At 58.8% G+C, this 17,555-nt stretch carries 13 protein-coding genes; all 13 read right to left on the bottom strand.

Going from position 1 to position 17,555, the window contains the following annotated elements; all coding sequences use genetic code 11:
- Positions 1–96: 96 nt before the first annotated feature.
- Positions 97–942, bottom strand: coding sequence for a 3-deoxy-8-phosphooctulonate synthase (gene kdsA / locus KJF94_RS02655; protein ID WP_150630801.1), 846 nt, complete (start codon positions 940–942; stop codon positions 97–99).
- 5 nt (positions 943–947) lie between these two features.
- The gene (gene pyrG, locus KJF94_RS02650) at positions 948–2,579 is read right to left on the bottom strand and encodes a CTP synthase (RefSeq protein WP_214380980.1); all 1,632 of its coding nucleotides are present in this window, start codon (positions 2,577–2,579) and stop codon (positions 948–950) included.
- Between the two features lie 274 nt (positions 2,580–2,853).
- Positions 2,854–4,182: a tRNA lysidine(34) synthetase TilS gene (gene tilS, locus KJF94_RS02645; RefSeq protein ID WP_214380978.1), complete on the bottom strand. Its 1,329-nt coding sequence runs from the start codon at positions 4,180–4,182 to the stop codon at positions 2,854–2,856.
- Positions 4,183–4,313: 131 nt separating this feature from the next.
- Positions 4,314–5,261, bottom strand: a complete 948-nt coding sequence (locus tag KJF94_RS02640; RefSeq protein ID WP_214380976.1) for an acetyl-CoA carboxylase carboxyltransferase subunit alpha — start codon at positions 5,259–5,261, stop codon at positions 4,314–4,316.
- A 139-nt stretch (positions 5,262–5,400) separates the two neighbouring features.
- Positions 5,401–8,922 (bottom strand): DNA polymerase III subunit alpha, encoded by a 3,522-nt coding sequence (gene dnaE / locus KJF94_RS02635; RefSeq protein WP_214380973.1) that lies wholly within the window; start codon positions 8,920–8,922, stop codon positions 5,401–5,403.
- Between the two features lie 76 nt (positions 8,923–8,998).
- Positions 8,999–9,625, bottom strand: a complete 627-nt coding sequence (rnhB, locus tag KJF94_RS02630) for a ribonuclease HII (protein WP_214384702.1) — start codon at positions 9,623–9,625, stop codon at positions 8,999–9,001.
- An 11-nt stretch (positions 9,626–9,636) separates the two neighbouring features.
- Positions 9,637–10,767 (bottom strand): lipid-A-disaccharide synthase, encoded by a 1,131-nt coding sequence (lpxB, locus tag KJF94_RS02625; protein ID WP_214380971.1) that lies wholly within the window; start codon positions 10,765–10,767, stop codon positions 9,637–9,639.
- A gap of 2 nt (positions 10,768–10,769) precedes the next feature.
- Positions 10,770–11,546 carry an acyl-ACP--UDP-N-acetylglucosamine O-acyltransferase gene (gene lpxA, locus KJF94_RS02620; protein ID WP_214380969.1) on the bottom strand — a complete coding sequence of 259 codons (777 nt, stop codon included), beginning with the start codon at positions 11,544–11,546 and terminating at the stop codon, positions 10,770–10,772.
- The gene (fabZ, locus tag KJF94_RS02615; protein WP_214380967.1) at positions 11,543–11,983 is read right to left on the bottom strand and encodes a 3-hydroxyacyl-ACP dehydratase FabZ; all 441 of its coding nucleotides are present in this window, start codon (positions 11,981–11,983) and stop codon (positions 11,543–11,545) included. The genes lpxA and fabZ overlap by 4 nt, the downstream gene beginning before the upstream one ends.
- 108 nt (positions 11,984–12,091) lie before the next feature.
- Positions 12,092–13,147: a UDP-3-O-(3-hydroxymyristoyl)glucosamine N-acyltransferase gene (lpxD, locus tag KJF94_RS02610; protein WP_214380966.1), complete on the bottom strand. Its 1,056-nt coding sequence runs from the start codon at positions 13,145–13,147 to the stop codon at positions 12,092–12,094.
- Positions 13,148–13,150: 3 nt separating this feature from the next.
- Complete coding sequence (locus KJF94_RS02605; RefSeq protein ID WP_008028980.1) at positions 13,151–13,654, bottom strand: OmpH/Skp family outer membrane protein; 504 nt, start codon at positions 13,652–13,654, stop codon at positions 13,151–13,153.
- Between the two features lie 45 nt (positions 13,655–13,699).
- Complete coding sequence (bamA, locus tag KJF94_RS02600; protein WP_214380965.1) at positions 13,700–16,075, bottom strand: outer membrane protein assembly factor BamA; 2,376 nt, start codon at positions 16,073–16,075, stop codon at positions 13,700–13,702.
- A 75-nt stretch (positions 16,076–16,150) separates the two neighbouring features.
- On the bottom strand, positions 16,151–17,503 hold the full coding sequence (gene rseP, locus KJF94_RS02595; protein WP_214380964.1) for a sigma E protease regulator RseP: 1,353 nt from the start codon (positions 17,501–17,503) through the stop codon (positions 16,151–16,153).
- Positions 17,504–17,555 lie beyond the last annotated feature (52 nt).

Genomic DNA, 17,555 nt, shown 5'->3' with positions numbered 1-17,555 from the left:
GCAAGTGATGTGCAACGGGCAGACTTGCGGACGATAAGCATCAGGCCCAAGGGCCTGAGCAACAAATCGTGCGGTACTTTACCGGAGAAATGAGGATTACGCGGTTTCTACCGTCGGAAAACTCTTCACCAGTTCGTCCAAAGCTTTGAGCTGGGCCAGGAATGGCTCCAGTTTGTCCAGACGCAAGGCGCAAGGGCCGTCGCATTTGGCGTTGTCCGGGTCCGGGTGGGCTTCGAGGAACAGACCGGCCAGTGACTGGCTGATCCCGGCTTTCGCCAGATCGAGGACTTGAGCGCGACGACCGCCCGCGGAATCGGAGCGACCGCCGGGCATTTGCAGCGCGTGGGTCACGTCGAAGAACACCGGGTATTCGAACTGCTTCATGATGCCGAAGCCGAGCATGTCGACGACCAGGTTGTTGTAGCCGAAGCTCGAACCGCGCTCGCAAAGGATCAACTGATCGTTACCCGCTTCCACGCATTTGTTCAGGATGTGTTTCATTTCCTGAGGCGCGAGGAACTGGGCTTTCTTGATGTTGATCACCGCACCGGTCTTGGCCATCGCGACCACGAGGTCGGTCTGGCGCGACAGGAAGGCCGGCAGCTGGATGATGTCGCAGACTTCAGCGACGACCGCGGCCTGGTCAGGCTCGTGGACGTCGGTGATGATCGGCACGCCGAAGGCTTGCTTGATGTCCTGGAAAATCCGCATGCCCTCTTCCAGGCCGGGGCCACGGTAAGAGGTCACGGAGGAACGGTTGGCCTTGTCGAAGCTGGCCTTGAACACGTAAGGGATACCGAGTTTCTCGGTAACCTTCACGTACTCTTCGCAGACCTGCATCGCCATGTCGCGGCTTTCCAGCACGTTCATGCCACCGAACAGCACCATTGGCTTGTCGTTGGCAATCTCGATATCGCCTACACGGATGATCTTCTGCGCCATAAGGTTCAAGCCTTCTTCTGGTGTTGAGCCAAAGCTGCTTTGACGAAACCGCTGAACAACGGGTGACCGTCGCGTGGTGTCGAGGTGAACTCAGGGTGGAACTGGCAAGCGACGAACCATGGATGATCCGGCGCCTCGACCACTTCAACCAGCGCGCCATCACCGGAGCGACCGGAGATTTTCAGACCCGCTTCCATGATTTGCGGTAGCAGGTTGTTGTTCACTTCGTAGCGATGACGGTGACGCTCGACGATCACGTCCTTGCCGTAGCAATCGTGAACCAGCGAACCCGGCTCCAGCAGGCAATCCTGCGCGCCGAGGCGCATGGTGCCGCCCAGGTCGGAGGTTTCGGTACGGGTTTCGACTGCGCCGGTGGCATCTTCCCACTCAGTGATCAGACCCACGACCGGGTGACCGCTTGCACGATCGAACTCGGTGGAGTTGGCGTCTTTCCAGCCCATGACGTTACGAGCGAACTCGATCACGGCCACTTGCATGCCCAGGCAGATGCCGAGGTACGGAACCTTGTTTTCGCGAGCGTACTGGACGGCGGTGATCTTGCCTTCCACGCCACGCAGACCGAAGCCGCCTGGAACCAGGATCGCGTCAACGCCTTCCAGCAGCGCGGTGCCCTGGTTTTCGATGTCTTCGGAATCGATGTAGCGCAGGTTGACCTTGGTGCGGTTGCTGATGCCGGCGTGACTCATCGCTTCGATCAGCGATTTGTAGGCGTCCAGCAGTTCCATGTACTTGCCGACCATGGCGATGGTGACTTCGTGCTCAGGGTTGAGCTTGGCGTCGACCACGGCTTCCCACTCGGACAGATCGGCGCCGCCACATTGCAGGCCGAAACGCTCGACGACGAAATCATCCAGGCCCTGGGAATGCAGGATGCCCGGGATCTTGTAGATGGTGTCGGCGTCTTCCAGCGCGATCACCGCACGTTCTTCAACGTTGGTGAACTGCGCGATCTTGCGACGCGAGGAGATGTCGATCGGGTGATCGGAGCGGCAAACCAGTACATCAGGTTGCAGGCCGATGGAACGTAATTCCTTGACCGAGTGCTGGGTTGGCTTGGTTTTGGTTTCGCCGGCAGTGGCGATGTACGGCACCAGCGTCAGGTGCATCAGCATCGCGCGCTTGGCGCCGACTTCGAAACGCAATTGACGGATGGCTTCGAGGAACGGTTGCGATTCGATGTCACCCACGGTGCCACCGATCTCGACCATCGCGACGTCGGCATCGCCAGCGCCCTTGATGATCCGGCGCTTGATTTCGTCGGTGATGTGCGGGATCACCTGGATGGTGGCGCCCAGGTAGTCACCACGGCGCTCTTTGCGCAGGACGTGTTCGTAGACACGGCCGGTGGTGAAGTTGTTGTTCTGGGTCATGGTCGTGCGGATGAACCGCTCGTAGTGGCCCAGGTCCAGGTCGGTCTCGGCGCCGTCGTGGGTGACGAACACTTCACCGTGCTGGAACGGGCTCATGGTGCCCGGGTCGACGTTGATGTACGGATCCAGCTTCAGCATGGTGACCTTAAGTCCCCGCGCCTCCAGGATGGCCGCCAATGAAGCCGATGCAATGCCTTTCCCCAATGAAGAAACAACACCGCCCGTGACGAATATGTAGCGCGTCATGAAAAACCCTAGAAGTCTGCGTTAAAGCGGTCCGAGCCGCCGGGGAAAGCGAAGGAAGGCCGAAGCCCCCGATCACCTGCATTAATCACAGTGCACCTTTCAAAAAAACCGCCGCGTTGGGACAGACCGGGAGATGAAACACCGGTACGTTGCTCGCTACACATTTTTTGGAATCGCCCAGCAAAGACTGCTTGGTAATCGGCAACTCCTGCAATTCAGGCGAATCCACAGAAGTTGTATCAAGAAGGGAGCGTAGTCTACCGGAAAGCCCCTTTCAGCTCAAACCTTGATCTTCGCTCGGTGGCTGCCAATGTAAATTCCAGCCGTCCTGCTCGTTGCCATTCAAGCCCCGCAGGTTGGCCACCGCCAGCAATTGCTCGCCCCGGTACAGCAGCGGCAATCTGCCACGGACGAACCCTGGAACCCCGCGCTCATTGAGCAAACGCTTCAGGTCCCGATGGCCGCGATCGGGCAGGTTCATGGCCTCGCCTCCCTCACGATAGCGGATATGCAGCGGGCCTTCAGGGGGTTGCCCGGTGAATTCGAGTTCGCCGTTGCCAGGCAAAACCAACGCTTGCGAGGGATCGGCCCACCTCCCGACGTCGAGTGCAGGTCGTAGCCAATGACTGGATAACCACCAGATCCGCCCGCCCGCCCGATGCAATTCGCCATCGGCCAAACGCCAGACTGGACGGGCATCGCCGGTGGCATCGCGCAAGTCCTCCCAACCCGACCAATGGTCACTGTCCGGCAGACGCGTCAGCGCGGCGAGCCAATGACTCACTGCATTTCGCTGGCGAGCGGCGGACCGCTTTGCAATCGGCGACAGCTCAAGGGACGGCACACCCAGCCAATCGAATTCGCTGTCAGTGCGGGCATGCGCCAGATCGATTTGCGCCAGCTCATCAAGCAATCCCCGGGCTTCACTCAGGTGCGCAGCGCTGCGGGCCATGCTCGCCACCGCTTGCGGCCAACGCGTGGTCATGACCGGCAATACCTGATGCCGCAGGTAATTGCGCGAGAATTGATGATCCTGGTTCGAAGGGTCTTCGATCCACCTTAACTGATGCTCGGTCGCGTAAGCCTCAAGCTCTGCGCGCGAGACATCGAGCAGCGGTCGCAGCAGATGCCCTCGACCCAAAGGGCGCTGGCTCGGCACCCCCGACAAGCCTCTTACCCCTGCCCCACGCAACAATCGGAACAACAGGGTTTCGGCCTGATCATCGCGGTGTTGGGCGGTCAGCAACACTTCATTGATTTGAGTAGCCTCGATGAACGCGCCATATCGCGCATCACGGGCTGCACGCTCAAGGCTGGCGCCGGGTTGAACCTGAACGTGAACGACCTGCAAAGGCACACCCAGCCCATCACAGACAGACTGGCAGTGTTCCGGCCACGTATCAGCCACAGCCTGAAGGCCGTGATGGACATGGATGGCGCTGAGCGCCGGCAAGGATTCGGTTTTTGCGAGGTTTGCGAGAAGGTGCAGCAGGACGGTGGAGTCGAGACCACCGGAGAAAGCGATGCGCCAGGTTTTGGCGTTGCGCCAAGGCTTGAGATTCAGCAAGAGCCTGACAGGCAGATCAATCATGGGCTGGCTCATATCGATCCCTTTGCACAAAACAAATGTGGGAGCGGCCTTGCTCGCGAAGGCAGCTCAACATTCAACACATCAGTTGACTGTTATACCGCTTTCGCGAGCAAGCCCGCTCCCACATTGAAGCCAAGGTCAGATCAGAGACCGTAGCTCATCAGACGCTCGTAACGACGGGCCAGCAGCGCTTCGTTATCAAACTTCTTCAACATCGCCAGTTGCGAGGTCAGTTCGGCACGGATCGATGCAGCAGCCGCAGCCGGGTCACGATGAGCGCCACCCAAAGGCTCGCCGATCACTTTATCCACGATGCCCAGGCCTTTCAGGCGCTCGGCAGTGATGCCCATGGCTTCAGCGGCATCCGGTGCTTTTTCCGCGGTTTTCCACAGAATCGAAGCGCAACCTTCCGGCGAGATCACCGCATAAGTCGAGTACTGCAGCATGTTCAGCTGATCGCACACACCGATTGCCAGTGCACCACCGGAACCACCCTCACCGATCACGGTGGCGATGATTGGGGTTTTCAGGCGGGCCATGACGCGCAGGTTCCAGGCAATCGCTTCGCTCTGGTTGCGCTCTTCAGCGTCGATACCAGGGTAGGCGCCCGGCGTATCGATGAAGGTCAGGATCGGCATTTTGAAGCGTTCGGCCATTTCCATCAGGCGGCAAGCCTTGCGGTAGCCTTCCGGACGCGGCATGCCGAAGTTGCGGCGAACCTTCTCGCGCACTTCGCGGCCTTTCTGGTGACCGATGATCATCACCGGCTCATCGTTCAGACGGGCAACGCCGCCAACGATGGCAGCGTCGTCGGAGAAGTGACGGTCGCCGTGCAGTTCGTCGAACTCGGTGAAGATGTGTTCGATGTAGTCCAGGGTGTACGGACGTTTCGGGTGACGCGCCAGACGCGCGATCTGCCAACTGGTCAGCTTGCCGAAGATATCCTCGGTCAGCGTGCTGCTTTTGTCCTGCAGGCGGGAGATCTCATCGCCGATATTCAGCGAATTGTCGTTACCGACCAAGCGCAACTCTTCGATCTTGGCTTGCAGGTCGGCGATCGGCTGTTCGAAATCTAGAAAATTCGGGTTCATAGGCGTCCGTCTAGGGTCGACGTCCAAGAGAGCTTGGGCCGGCCGGTTGTCTATTCGCGCCCTACCTTAAGGGACAGGCGCGTTCAGGTCGAGATTAAAAATTCAGGTCGAGATCAGGCGAGCGAATGAAGCCTGACCGTCAACGGTATTGGAGGAAGACGTTGTCTCGCCCGAACTGGTCACGCAGGGCTTGAATCAACGCATCCGCCGGGTCGATTCGCCAGGTCTCGCCGAACTGCAGCAAGGCCTTCGCATCGGGGCTCGTGTATTCCATGGTGATCGGGCACGCACCGCGGTGACGCTTGAACAACTCACCCAGCCAGCGTAGCTGATCACCTTTCAAATCCTTGGTCTGCAGCTTCAATCGCAGGCTCTCGGCCAGGTTGGTGCGCGCATCTTCCATGCTCATCACCCGCTTGACCCGCAGGCGCAAACCGCCGGAGAAGTCGTCGTTGCTCACCTCGCCTTCGACCACCACCATGGCGTCCGTCTGCAACAGCGACTGCGCCGAATGGAACGCATCAGCGAACAACGAAGCTTCGATCCGGCCAGAACGGTCGTCAAGGGTGATGAAGCCCATCTTGTCGCCCTTTTTGTTCTTCATAACCCGCAAGGCGATGATCATGCCTGCGACGGTCTGTGTATCACGAGCCGGCTTCAGGTCGATGATCCGCTGACGGGCAAAACGGCGGATTTCACCTTCGTATTCGTCGATCGGGTGACCGGTCAGGTACAGGCCCAGGGTGTCTTTCTCCCCTTTCAGGCGTTCCTTCAGGGTCAGCTCTTTCGCTTTGCGGTGATTGGCGTAGACGTCGGCGTCTTCTTCTACAAACAGACCGCCGAACAGGTCGGCGTGGCCACTGTCGTGCGTACGAGCGGTTTGTTCGGCGGCCTTGATCGCCCCTTCCATCGCATTCAGCAAGACCGCGCGGTTCTGGTCGATGCTCGCTTGATAGGCTTTCGGTTCGTCATGGAAATACGGCCCCAGACGATCCAGCGCACCGCTACGGATCAAACCGTCCAGCGTGCGCTTGTTGATCCGTTTGAGATCGACCCGGGCGCAGAAATCGAACAGGTCCTTGAACGGCCCATCCTGACGCGCCTCGGTGATCGCTTCCACCGGTCCTTCGCCCACACCCTTGATCGCGCCAAGGCCGTAGATGATGCGGCCTTCGTCGTTCACCGTGAACTTGAACTCCGAGGTATTCACATCCGGCGCGTCGAGACGCAGCTTCATGGTGCGAATTTCTTCGATCAAGGTCACGACCTTGTCGGTGTTGTGCATATCCGCGGACAGTACCGCGGCCATGAATGGCGCCGGGTAGTGCGTTTTCAGCCACGCGGTCTGGTACGACACCAGGCCGTAAGCGGCGGAGTGGGATTTGTTGAAGCCGTAACCGGCGAATTTTTCCACCAGGTCGAAAATGTTACCGGCCAGGTCGGCATCGATGTTGTTGGAGGCGCAACCTTCAATGAAACCACCGCGCTGCTTGGCCATTTCCTCGGGCTTTTTCTTACCCATGGCTCGACGCAGCATGTCCGCGCCGCCAAGGGTGTAGCCGGCCATGACCTGGGCAATCTGCATCACCTGTTCCTGATACAGGATGATGCCGTAAGTCGGTGCCAGTACCGGTTTCAGACCTTCGTACTGGTAGTCCGAGTGCGGGTACGCGAGTTCGGCGCGACCGTGCTTACGGTTGATAAAGTCGTCAACCATGCCGGATTGCAAAGGGCCCGGACGGAACAGGGCCACCAGTGCGATCAAGTCTTCCAGGCAGTCGGGCTTGAGCTTTTTGATCAGCTCTTTCATGCCGCGCGACTCGAGCTGGAACACCGCGGTGGTTTCAGCTTTTTGCAGCAGCGTGTAGGTGGGCTTGTCGTCCAGCGGGATGAACGCAATGTCCAGCGGTGGCTCGTTGACCTTTGCGCGATCGCGGTTGATGGTTTTCAACGCCCAGTCGATGACCGTCAGGGTCCGCAGCCCCAGGAAGTCGAACTTCACCAGGCCGGCGGCTTCAACGTCGTCCTTGTCGAACTGGGTTACCAGGCCATCACCGGCCTCGTCGCAATAGATCGGCGAAAAGTCAGTCAGCTTGGTCGGCGCGATCACCACACCACCGGCGTGCTTGCCGACGTTACGCACAACGCCTTCCAGCTTGCGCGCCATTTCCCAGATTTCGGCGGCTTCTTCATCGACCTTGATGAAGTCACGGAGGATTTCTTCCTGCTCGTAGGCTTTTTCCAGGGTCATGCCGACTTCGAACGGAATCATCTTCGACAGACGATCCGCCAACCCGTAGGACTTGCCCTGCACCCGCGCCACGTCACGGACCACAGCCTTGGCGGCCATGGAACCGAAGGTGATGATCTGGCTGACCGCGTTGCGGCCGTACTTTTCGGCCACGTAGTCGATGACCCGGTCACGACCGTCCATGCAGAAGTCGACGTCGAAGTCGGGCATCGATACCCGTTCCGGGTTAAGGAAACGTTCGAACAGCAGGTCATATTCCAGCGGGTCGAGGTCGGTGATCTTCTGCACATAGGCCACCAGCGAGCCGGCACCCGAACCACGGCCAGGGCCTACCGGCACGCCGTTGCTCTTGGCCCACTGGATAAAGTCCATAACGATCAGGAAGTAACCCGGGAAGCCCATCTGGATAATGATATCCAGCTCGAAATTCAGCCGGTCGACGTAGACCTGACGCTTGGTTTCATAGTCTTCGGTGGTGTCCTTGGGCAGCAGAACGCTGAGGCGCTCTTCCAGACCATCGAAGGACACCTTGCGGAAATATTCGTCGATGGTCATGCCATCGGGAATCGGGAAGTTGGGCAGGAAGTGCGTGCCCAGCTTCACTTCAATGTTGCAGCGCTTGGCGATCTCGACGGTGTTTTCCAGCGCCTCGGGAATGTCGCTGAACAGCTCGGCCATTTCATCGGCGCTTTTGAGGTATTGCTGATCGCTGTAATTCTTCGAACGCCGCGGATCGTCGAGGGCGCGGCCCTCACCGATGCAGACGCGGGTCTCGTGAGCGGCGAAATCTTCCTGCTTGATGAAGCGCACATCGTTGGTCGCGACCAGTGGCGCGCCGATTTTCTCGGCCAGGGCCACGGCGCCGTGCAATTGTTCTTCATCGTTGGGGCGATTGGTGCGCTGGATCTCCAGATAGAAACGATCCGGGAACACCGCCATCCATTCACGCGCCAGCTTTTCCGCTTCAGCCGGATTGCCGCTGAGCATGGCCAGGCCAATCTCGCCTTCTTTCGCCGCCGACAGCATGATCAAGCCTTCGCTGGCTTCGGCCACCCACTCGCGCTCGATGATGACCGAACCATTGCGCTGGCCGTCGATGAAGCCGCGGGAGATCAGCTCAGTAAGGTTGCGATAGCCGACAGCGTTCATTGCCAGCAGGCTGATCCGGCTCAGGGCGTTGTCCGGATCCTTGTTCGACAGCCACAGGTCGGCGCCGCAGATCGGCTTGATGCCTGCGCCCATGGCGGCTTTATAGAATTTGACCAGGGAACACATGTTGTTCTGGTCGGTGACCGCTACGGCAGGCATGTTCATGCCGACCAGGGTCTTGACCAGCGGCTTGATCCGCACCAGACCGTCGACCAGGGAATATTCAGTGTGCAGGCGTAGATGAACGAATGAAGCCGGCATAGTGATCCTGCGTTATGTCATGAAAACAACAAGGCCCGGATTGTACCGGGCCTTGGCGAAAACATCAGCCTCACGACTAACTCTCAATGAGGCTTTCGCGCGCTTCATACGCCAACCGCACAGGCGCAAACGAGCGGCGATGAATCGGGGTTGGCCCCAAGCGTGCCAGCGCTTCCAGATGAACGGGCGTCGGGTAACCCTTGTGACCACCGATGCCGTAACCCGGGTAAATCAATTCGAAGGCCGCCATCTCGCGGTCGCGACTGACCTTGGCCAGAATCGAGGCGGCGGCGATTGCCGGGACCTTGCTGTCACCCTTGACCACCGCTTCGGCGCGCATGGACAGTTTCGGGCAGCGGTTACCGTCGATCATCGCCAGTTTTGGCTGAATGTGCAGGCCTTCAATCGCGCGCTGCATGGCCAGCATGGTGGCATGGAGGATGTTCAGCTCGTCGATTTCTTCGACTTCCGCGCGCGCGATGCACCAGCTCAGGGCCTTCTCGCAGATTTCGTCGTAGAGCTTTTCGCGGCGGGCTTCGGTGAGTTTCTTCGAATCGTTCAAGCCCAGGATCGGACGGTTCGGATCGAGGATCACAGCCGCGGTTACCACGGCACCGCAGAGCGGGCCGCGACCGACTTCGTCAACACCGGCAACCAGATCTTCGACTTCAGCGACCAAGGTGAAATCCAGCCCCATTTGCATGCTTGTTTTACTCATTGTACTTGGCCGATCAGCTTCAGCACTGCATCCGCAGCCTGGTTGGAGGCATCCAGACGAAGGGTCCGGTGAATTTCATCAAAGCCGCGTGTCTGCTCTTCGCCACCTTCGATCAATGGCGACAGCGTCTGGGCCAGCGCTTCAACGGTCGCATCGTCCTGCAGCAACTCGGGCACCAACAGGCGCTGAGCCAACAGGTTCGGCAACGAGACGTAGGGGCTCTTGACCATGCGCTTGAGAATCCAGAACGTCAGTGGCGCCAGACGATAGGCAACGACCATCGGCCGCTTGTACAACAGCGCCTCGAGGGTCGCCGTTCCGGAAGCGATCAACACCGCGTCGCAAGCTGCCAGCGCCAGATGGGACTTGCCGTCGAGCAGGGTCAGCGGCAGATCGCGACCGACGAGCAGCTCTTCAAGCTGCGCGCGGCGCTGAGGACTGGCGCACGGCATGACGAACCGCACGCCAGGACGCAGGGCGCGCAGACGCTTGGCGGTATCGAGGAACAACGCCCCCAGTCGACCCACTTCGCCACCGCGACTGCCGGGCATCAGCGCGACCAACGGCCCGTCCGGCAAACCGAGCTCGGCCCGTGCGGCAGCGCGATCAGCTTCAAGCGGGATCGCATCGGCCAGGGAGTGCCCGACAAACCGTACCGGCACGCCCTTCTCTTCATAGAATTTTGCTTCGAACGGAAACAGCGTGAGCATCAGGTCGCAGCCTTCGCGAATCTTCAGCACCCGCTTCTGCCGCCACGCCCACACCGACGGGCTGACGTAATGCACGGTCTTGATCCCGGCCTGACGCAGCTTGAGTTCGATATTCAGGTTGAAGTCCGGGGCATCGATACCGATGAACACATCGGGCTTCTCGGCGATCAGGTCGGCAATCAGCTTCTTGCGACGCTTGAGCAACTCGCGCAGCCGACCCAGCACTTCCACCAGACCCATGACCGAGAGACGTTCCATCGGGAAATACGAGGTCAGGCCTTCGGCCTGCATCAGCGGACCACCGACACCGATGAACTCGACTGCCGGATGCTGTGCCTTGAGCGCACGCATGAGACCGGCACCCAGAATGTCACCGGAAGCCTCACCCGCCACCAGCGCAATACGCAGATTAGCCATGATTAACGCGTGATGCCGCGGGTCGAAGACTGGATGGAATCACGGAACACCGCGACTTCCGGAAACTGCGCCGAAGGTTCGGCCAGCTCGGCAAGCGCTTGCTCGACGGTCAGGCCCTGGCGGTAAACCACCTTGTAGGCACGACGCAAGGCGTGGATCGCGTCTTCGCTGAAACCACGGCGACGCATGCCTTCGAAGTTCATGCTGCGTGCTTCGGCCGGGTTGCCGAACACGGTGACGTAGGCTGGAACGTCCTTGCCGATGGCGGTGCCCATACCGGAAAAGCTGTGGGCGCCAATATGGCAATACTGGTGGACCAGGGTGAAACCGGACAGGATCGCCCAGTCCTCAACGTGCACATGGCCCGCCAGCGCGGTGTTGTTGACCAGGATGCAGTGGTTGCCGATGACACTGTCGTGGCCGATGTGGGCATAGGCCATGATCAGGTTGTGATCGCCCAGGGTGGTTTCCGAACGGTCCTGCACGGTGCCACGGTGAATCGTCACGCCTTCACGGATGACGTTGTGGTCACCGATGACCAGGCGGGTTTCTTCACCTTTGTATTTCAGATCGGGCGTGTCCTCGCCTACCGAAGAAAACTGGTAGATGCGATTGTGCTTACCGATTCGGGTCGGGCCCTTGAGAATCACATGCGGCCCGATCACTGTCCCCTCGCCGATTTCCACACCTGCGCCGACGATCGACCATGGGCCGACCTCGACGCCGTCGGCCAGGATGGCTGACGGATCGATGATTGCGCGAGGGTCAATCAAACTCATACTTTTTGTTCCGCACAGATGATCTCGGCCGAGCAGACTGGCTTGCCATCCACCGATGCCTGGCATTCAAACTTCCAGATCTTGCGCTTGCAGCTGATGAAGGTGGCTTCCAGGATCAACTGGTCGCCCGGCTTGACCGGCTGACGGAAACGCAGCTTGTCGGAGCCGACGAAGTAATACAGGGTGCCATCGGCCGGTTTCACGTCCAGCATCTTGAAACCAAGGATCCCGGCAGCCTGGGCCATCGCTTCGATGATCAATACGCCTGGCATGATGGGATGCGCAGGGAAGTGACCATTGAAGAACGGCTCATTGATGCTGACATTCTTGTAGGCGCGAATGCGCTTGCCTTCCACGTCCAGTTCCACGACCCGGTCCACCAGCAGGAACGGGTAACGGTGAGGCAGGTATTCGCGAATCTCGTTGATGTCCATCATTTCGGGGGGAAGCCTATGTAAAGATTGGGAGCGCGCGACTGACGCGCGCCCCTCCAGCAAATCAAGGAGGCAGTCTAGCGGCTGTGCACACTTGATATGAAAATGGTATCAGCCATCTGATGAAGCATTACCGTCAGGGGTCACTTCCCCTACACGCTTTTCCAGCTGTCGCAGACGTCGCGCGATGTCATCGAGCTGACGGATGCGTGCCGCGCTTTTGCGCCACTCGGCAGCCGGTTGCATGGCTGTACCGGAAGAATAGGAACCCGGCTCGGTAATCGAGTGGGTCACCATGGTCATCCCGGTAATGAAAACCTTGTCGCAAATTTCGATATGTCCCACCAGCCCTACGCCACCGGCGAGCATGCAGTGCTTGCCGATTTTGGTGCTGCCGGAAATCCCCACGCACGCGGCCATGGCGGTGTGATCACCGACCTGGACGTTGTGGGCGATCTGAATCTGATTGTCGAGCTTGACGCCATTACCGATGACGGTATCGGCCAGCGCACCGCGGTCGATGGCGGTATTCACGCCGATCTCCACATCGTCACCGACCAGAACACCACCGATCTGGGCGATTTTCTGCCAAATGCCCTTCTCGTTGGCAAAGCCGAAGCCTTCTCCACCCAGTACCGCACCGGATTGAATCACCACCCGCTTGCCGATGCGCACGTCGTGATACAGCGTGACGCGCGGTGCGAGCCAGCCACCTTCGCCAATGACGCTACGGGCGCCGATGAAGCAGTGCGCGCCAATGGTCGTCCCAGCATCAACTCGCGCCCCGCTTTCGATGACCGCAAATGCACCGATACTCGCCGCCGGATCGACCACCGCGTCCTCCGCCACTACTGCTGTCGGATGAATACCGGCAGCCGCCTTTGGCTTGGGATCGAACAGGTGGGAAACGCGTGCATAAGCGAGATACGGGTCGGGCACGACCAGCGCATCCCCGGCAAAACCTTCGGCGTCAGCGGCTTTCAGCAACAAGGCTGCAGCCCGGCTGTCGGCCAGGTACTTACGGTATTGGGGATTTGCCAGAAAGCTCAACTGAGCTGGGCCAGCCTCTTGCAAAGTGGCTAGCCCAGTAATTTCCTTCTCCGGGTCGCCACGCAGGGTGGCGCCGAGGAACTCGGCCAACTGGCCGAGTTTTATGATCGCTGTCATGGATTACTTCAGCTGATTCATGCGCTCGATAACCTGGCGAGTGATGTCGTACTGAGGCTTGACATCAATCACTGCGCCACGCTCGAAGACCAGGTCAAAAGCACCTTTCTTGATGACTTCTTCCACAGCGCTGTCCAGTTTCGGCTTGAGCTGCTTCAGCATTTCACGGTCAGCAACGGCTTTGGCTTCGTTCAGCTCCTTGGACTGGAACTGGAAGTCACGGGCCTTTTGCTTGAATTCAAGCTCCAGACGCTCACGCTCGCCTTGCTGCATCTTGTCGCCGCCCGCCATCAGACGGTCCTGAATGCCCTTGGCGCTGCTTTCCAGCGTCTTGAGCTTGGTCAGCTGCGGACCGAACTTCTTCTCGGCATCCACGGCGTATTTCTTGGCCGCATCGGATTCCAGCAGAGCCATCTGATAGTTCAGAACGGCGATTTTCATGTCGGCAAAAGCCGGACCTGCTACCAGTACGGTCGCCAGGAGAACCAATTGAGTCAACTTACGCACGATGCACTCCTACAAAATCCATTGTCGTTATCTTGGGTCAGACGCTTAGAACGTCTGGCCGAGGGAGAATTGGAACACTTGAGTTTCAGCCTCATCCGGTTTCTTGATCGGCATGGCCAACGCGAAACTCAGAGGACCCAGTGCGGTAACCCATGTCACACCTACACCGACAGAGCTGGCCATGTTGCTCAGGCTGATGTCGTTGCACTGTGTATTGGACTTCGAACCGTCGGCATTGGTCGGCGTCTTGCACTGCGAGTCGAACACGTTACCCACGTCCCAGAATACCGAGGTACGCAGAGAACGTTGATCCTTGACGAACGGCAGAGGGAACAGAACCTCTACACCGCCCTGGATCAGGACGTTACCACCGAATGGCAGCGGATCCTGGTCCGGATCGAGCGCAGTACCAGGGTTGCGGCCGGTACTCGGTGTACTGCGAGGACCCAGGGTGCTGTCCTTGAAGCCACGAACCGAGTTGAAACCACCAGCATAGTAGTTTTCATAGAACGGCAAGCCATCGGTCGAACCGTAACCATCGCCATAACCCAGCTCGGTATGCAGGCGCATGGTGTAGTTTTCGGTCAGTGGCTGGAACAACTGGCCACGGTAGTCGAGTTTGAAGAACGACAGGTCACTGCCCGGCGTCGTGGTCTCCAGCACCAGGCTTTGGGAATGACCACGTGTCGCCAGTACGCCCTTGTTCAGGGTCGACTCGGACCAACCGGCCGAAGCCTTGAAGTTCAGGTAGTTGTCGCCTTCCTTGTTAACGAAGTCGAAGATCTCGTCAACGGTGTACAGGCCAGTCTTGATCTTGTCCTGTTGCGCGGTCAGGCCGAAGGTCAGGCGCGATGTTTCGCTAATCGGGTAACCGACGCTCACGCCCGCACCCAGGCTGTCTACGGCATAGCTGGCTACGTCGACGTCGAGGTCTTTGTAGTCAGTGGTGCGATAGAACGCGTTGTAACCCAGGCTCACACCGTCAGCAGTCCAGTACGGGTCGACATAACCGAAGTTATAACGGCTCTGGTATTCACTGCGGGTCAAGCCGACGCTGACCTTGTTACCGGTACCCAGGAAGTTGTTCTGGGTGATCGAACCACCGAGGATCAGACCGGCGCTCTGTGCGAAGCCGACGCTGGCGGTAATCGAACCGGAAGCCTGTTCTTCAACGCTGTAGTTCACGTCAACCTGGTCATCGACACCCGGGACAGCAGGGGTTTCGACGTTCACTTCTTTAAAGAAGCCCAAACGCTCAAGACGAGTCTTGGATTGGTCGATCAGGTAGGTCGAAGCCCAGCCACCTTCCATCTGACGCATTTCACGGCGCAGCACTTCGTCTTCGGACTTGGTGTTGCCACGGAAGTTGATGCGGTTGACGTAGGCACGCTTGCCCGGATCGACAGCGAACGTGATATCGACGGTGTGGTCTTCATCGTGCGGCTGAGGCACGCCGTTGACGTTGGCGAAGGTGTAGCCCTCGTTACCCAGACGGCGGGTAATCAGTTCGGACGTGGTGGTCATCAGCTTGCGCGAGAACACCTGGCCTTTCTGCACCAGGAGCAACGACTTGACCTGGTCCTCAGGGACTTTCAGGTCACCGCTCAGCTTGACGTCACGAACGGTGTACTTCTCGCCTTCGTTGACGTTGACGGTGATGTAGACGTGTTTCTTGTCCGGGGTGATGGAGACCTGGGTCGAAGCGATATCCATGTTGATATAGCCGCGGTCCAGGTAGTAGGAACGCAGACGCTCCAGGTCACCGGAAAGCTTTTCACGAGCGTACTTGTCATCGTTCTTGAAGAACGACAGCCAGTTGGTGGTCTTGAGTTCAAACAGGTCGATCAGGTCCTCATCAGGGAAGACCGTGTTACCCACCACGTTGATGTGCTGGATAGCAGCGACGGTGCCTTCGTTGATATTGACCTTCAGGCCGACGCGGTTGCGCGGCTGCGGCACCACTTCGGTGTCGACCGTAGCCGAGTAGCGACCCTGCGCGACGTATTGGCGCTGCAGTTCGTTACGCACACCTTCGAGGGTGGCACGCTGGAAGATCTCGCCTTCGGCCAGACCGGATTGCTTGAGGCCTTTCATCAGGTCTTCAGTGGAGATCGCCTTGTTGCCCTCGATCTCGATACTGGCGACTGACGGGCGCTCGACTACCGTGATGACCAGGACGTTGCCATCGCGGCCCAGCTGGATATCTTGAAAGAACCCGGTTTTGAACAGCGCACGAGTGGATTCCACCAGGCGACGATCATCCGCCTGTTCACCGACGTTCAACGGCAAGGCACCAAAGACGCTACCCGCGGAGACCCGCTGGAGGCCATTGACGCGAATATCAGAGATAGTGAAGGACTCGGCGTGAACTTCGGCGATCATCAATACGGTGAGAACCGCAGTTAGCAGCAGACGTTTCATGAAGTCCTTTCTTATTCCAACTGGCAATAAACAAACTGCCGCAAAATGCGGCAGATTCGCAATATCAGCGAAGTGTTACAGACGACCCAAATCATTGACCAGAGCAAGCAACATCACCCCGACCACCAAACTGATGCCGATCTGTATCCCCCAACCCTGCACCCGATCCGACAAGGGGCGACCACGCGCCCACTCGATCAGATAAAACAACAAATGCCCCCCATCCAGTACAGGAATGGGCAACAAATTCAGAACCCCCAGGCTAATACTCAGATAAGCAAGGAAATTCAGGAAATCAGCGACGCCCGACTGGGCAGAAGCGCCCGCCACTTTAGCAATGGTTATCGGTCCACTCAAGTTTTTTACCGAGAGCTCACCGAACAACATTTTCTTGAGCGAATCGAGGGTCAATATACTCATGGTCCAGGTGCGTCGAGCCCCCTCGCCAATCGCTGCCAAAGGACCGTAACTGACCTCGCGAATCATCTCCGGTGGCCAATCGATCGCTTTCACCCCTGCCCCCAGATAACCGCTGGGTGCCTTCTTCTCGCCACGAGCGGCCAGCGTCACAGGGACGTCGATTTGAGCACCATCACGCTCGACGCGCAGCATGATTTTGGTATCCGGTTGCGTACGGACGGTATCGACCACCTGCTGCCAGTCATCCAGTGCCTTGCCATCAAGCGCCAACAACCGGTCACCGGTTTTCAGGCCAGCCGCCTGTGCCGGGCCTTTCGGGTCAAGTTCGGCCAAAACGGGCGGTAATGCCGGACGCCAAGGTCGAATACCCAGCGAACGAATCGGATCCGGTTCGTCGGCGCCCTTGAGCCATTTATCCAGGACCAGCTCACGAGGCGAATCCGCTGTGGAACCCTGCTCACGAACCAGCACCTGAAGCGAACCGCTCTCGCCAAGACGACGAACCAATTGCAGGTTTACTGCGCCCCAGCCCGACGTCGGCTCACCATCGATGGCGACAATTTCCTGTCCCGGGCTCAAACCGGCCTTGGCGGCCATACTGCCGGACTCGACGGCACCGATGACAGGCCGCACCTGCTCGCTGCCGAGCATCGCGAGCACCCAGAAAAAAATCATCGCCAGTAAAAAGTTGGCAATCGGGCCTGCCGACACAATTGCAATGCGCTGACGAACGGATTTGCGATTGAAGGACTGATCGAGCTGATCGGCTGGCACTTCGCCTTCGCGTTCATCAAGCATCTTCACGTAGCCGCCCAGCGGGATCGCGGCGACGACGAACTCAGTGCCTTTCTTGTCGTGCCAGCGCAGCAACGGCATGCCGAAGCCCACGGAGAAGCGCAGCACTTTGACCCCACAGCGACGCGCGACCCAGAAATGGCCGAATTCGTGGAAGGTGACCAGCACGCCCAGTGCTACCAGGGTGCCGACAATCATATAGAGCGCGCTCATCTACTTTCTCCGCAATCCTATCCAGTGCTGCATGGGCCAACGTGTTGCAGCA

The organism is Pseudomonas hormoni (genome assembly GCF_018502625.1).
Lineage (GTDB): Bacteria > Pseudomonadota > Gammaproteobacteria > Pseudomonadales > Pseudomonadaceae > Aquipseudomonas > Aquipseudomonas hormoni.
Note: the sequence above shows the minus strand (reverse complement) of the source record. Positions and strands in the feature narration are given on the sequence as shown.

Bases quoted from the DNA above. Each gene is read 5' to 3' on its own strand.
- lpxA (WP_214380969.1), bottom strand. From the start codon at position 11,546: ATGAGTTTGATTGACCCTCGCGCAATCATCGATCCGTCAGCCATCCTG.
- fabZ (WP_214380967.1), bottom strand. From the start codon at position 11,983: ATGATGGACATCAACGAGATTCGCGAATACCTGCCTCACCGTTACCCG.
- lpxD (WP_214380966.1), bottom strand. From the start codon at position 13,147: ATGACAGCGATCATAAAACTCGGCCAGTTGGCCGAGTTCCTCGGCGCC.
- kdsA (WP_150630801.1), bottom strand. From the start codon at position 942: ATGGCGCAGAAGATCATCCGTGTAGGCGATATCGAGATTGCCAACGAC.
- lpxB (WP_214380971.1), bottom strand. From the start codon at position 10,767: ATGGCTAATCTGCGTATTGCGCTGGTGGCGGGTGAGGCTTCCGGTGAC.
- rnhB (WP_214384702.1), bottom strand. From the start codon at position 9,625: ATGCAAATGGGGCTGGATTTCACCTTGGTCGCTGAAGTCGAAGATCTG.
- bamA (WP_214380965.1), bottom strand. From the start codon at position 16,075: ATGAAACGTCTGCTGCTAACTGCGGTTCTCACCGTATTGATGATCGCC.
- KJF94_RS02640 (WP_214380976.1), bottom strand. From the start codon at position 5,261: ATGAACCCGAATTTTCTAGATTTCGAACAGCCGATCGCCGACCTGCAA.
- tilS (WP_214380978.1), bottom strand. From the start codon at position 4,182: ATGAGCCAGCCCATGATTGATCTGCCTGTCAGGCTCTTGCTGAATCTC.
- dnaE (WP_214380973.1), bottom strand. From the start codon at position 8,922: ATGCCGGCTTCATTCGTTCATCTACGCCTGCACACTGAATATTCCCTG.
- pyrG (WP_214380980.1), bottom strand. From the start codon at position 2,579: ATGACGCGCTACATATTCGTCACGGGCGGTGTTGTTTCTTCATTGGGG.
- rseP (WP_214380964.1), bottom strand. From the start codon at position 17,503: ATGAGCGCGCTCTATATGATTGTCGGCACCCTGGTAGCACTGGGCGTG.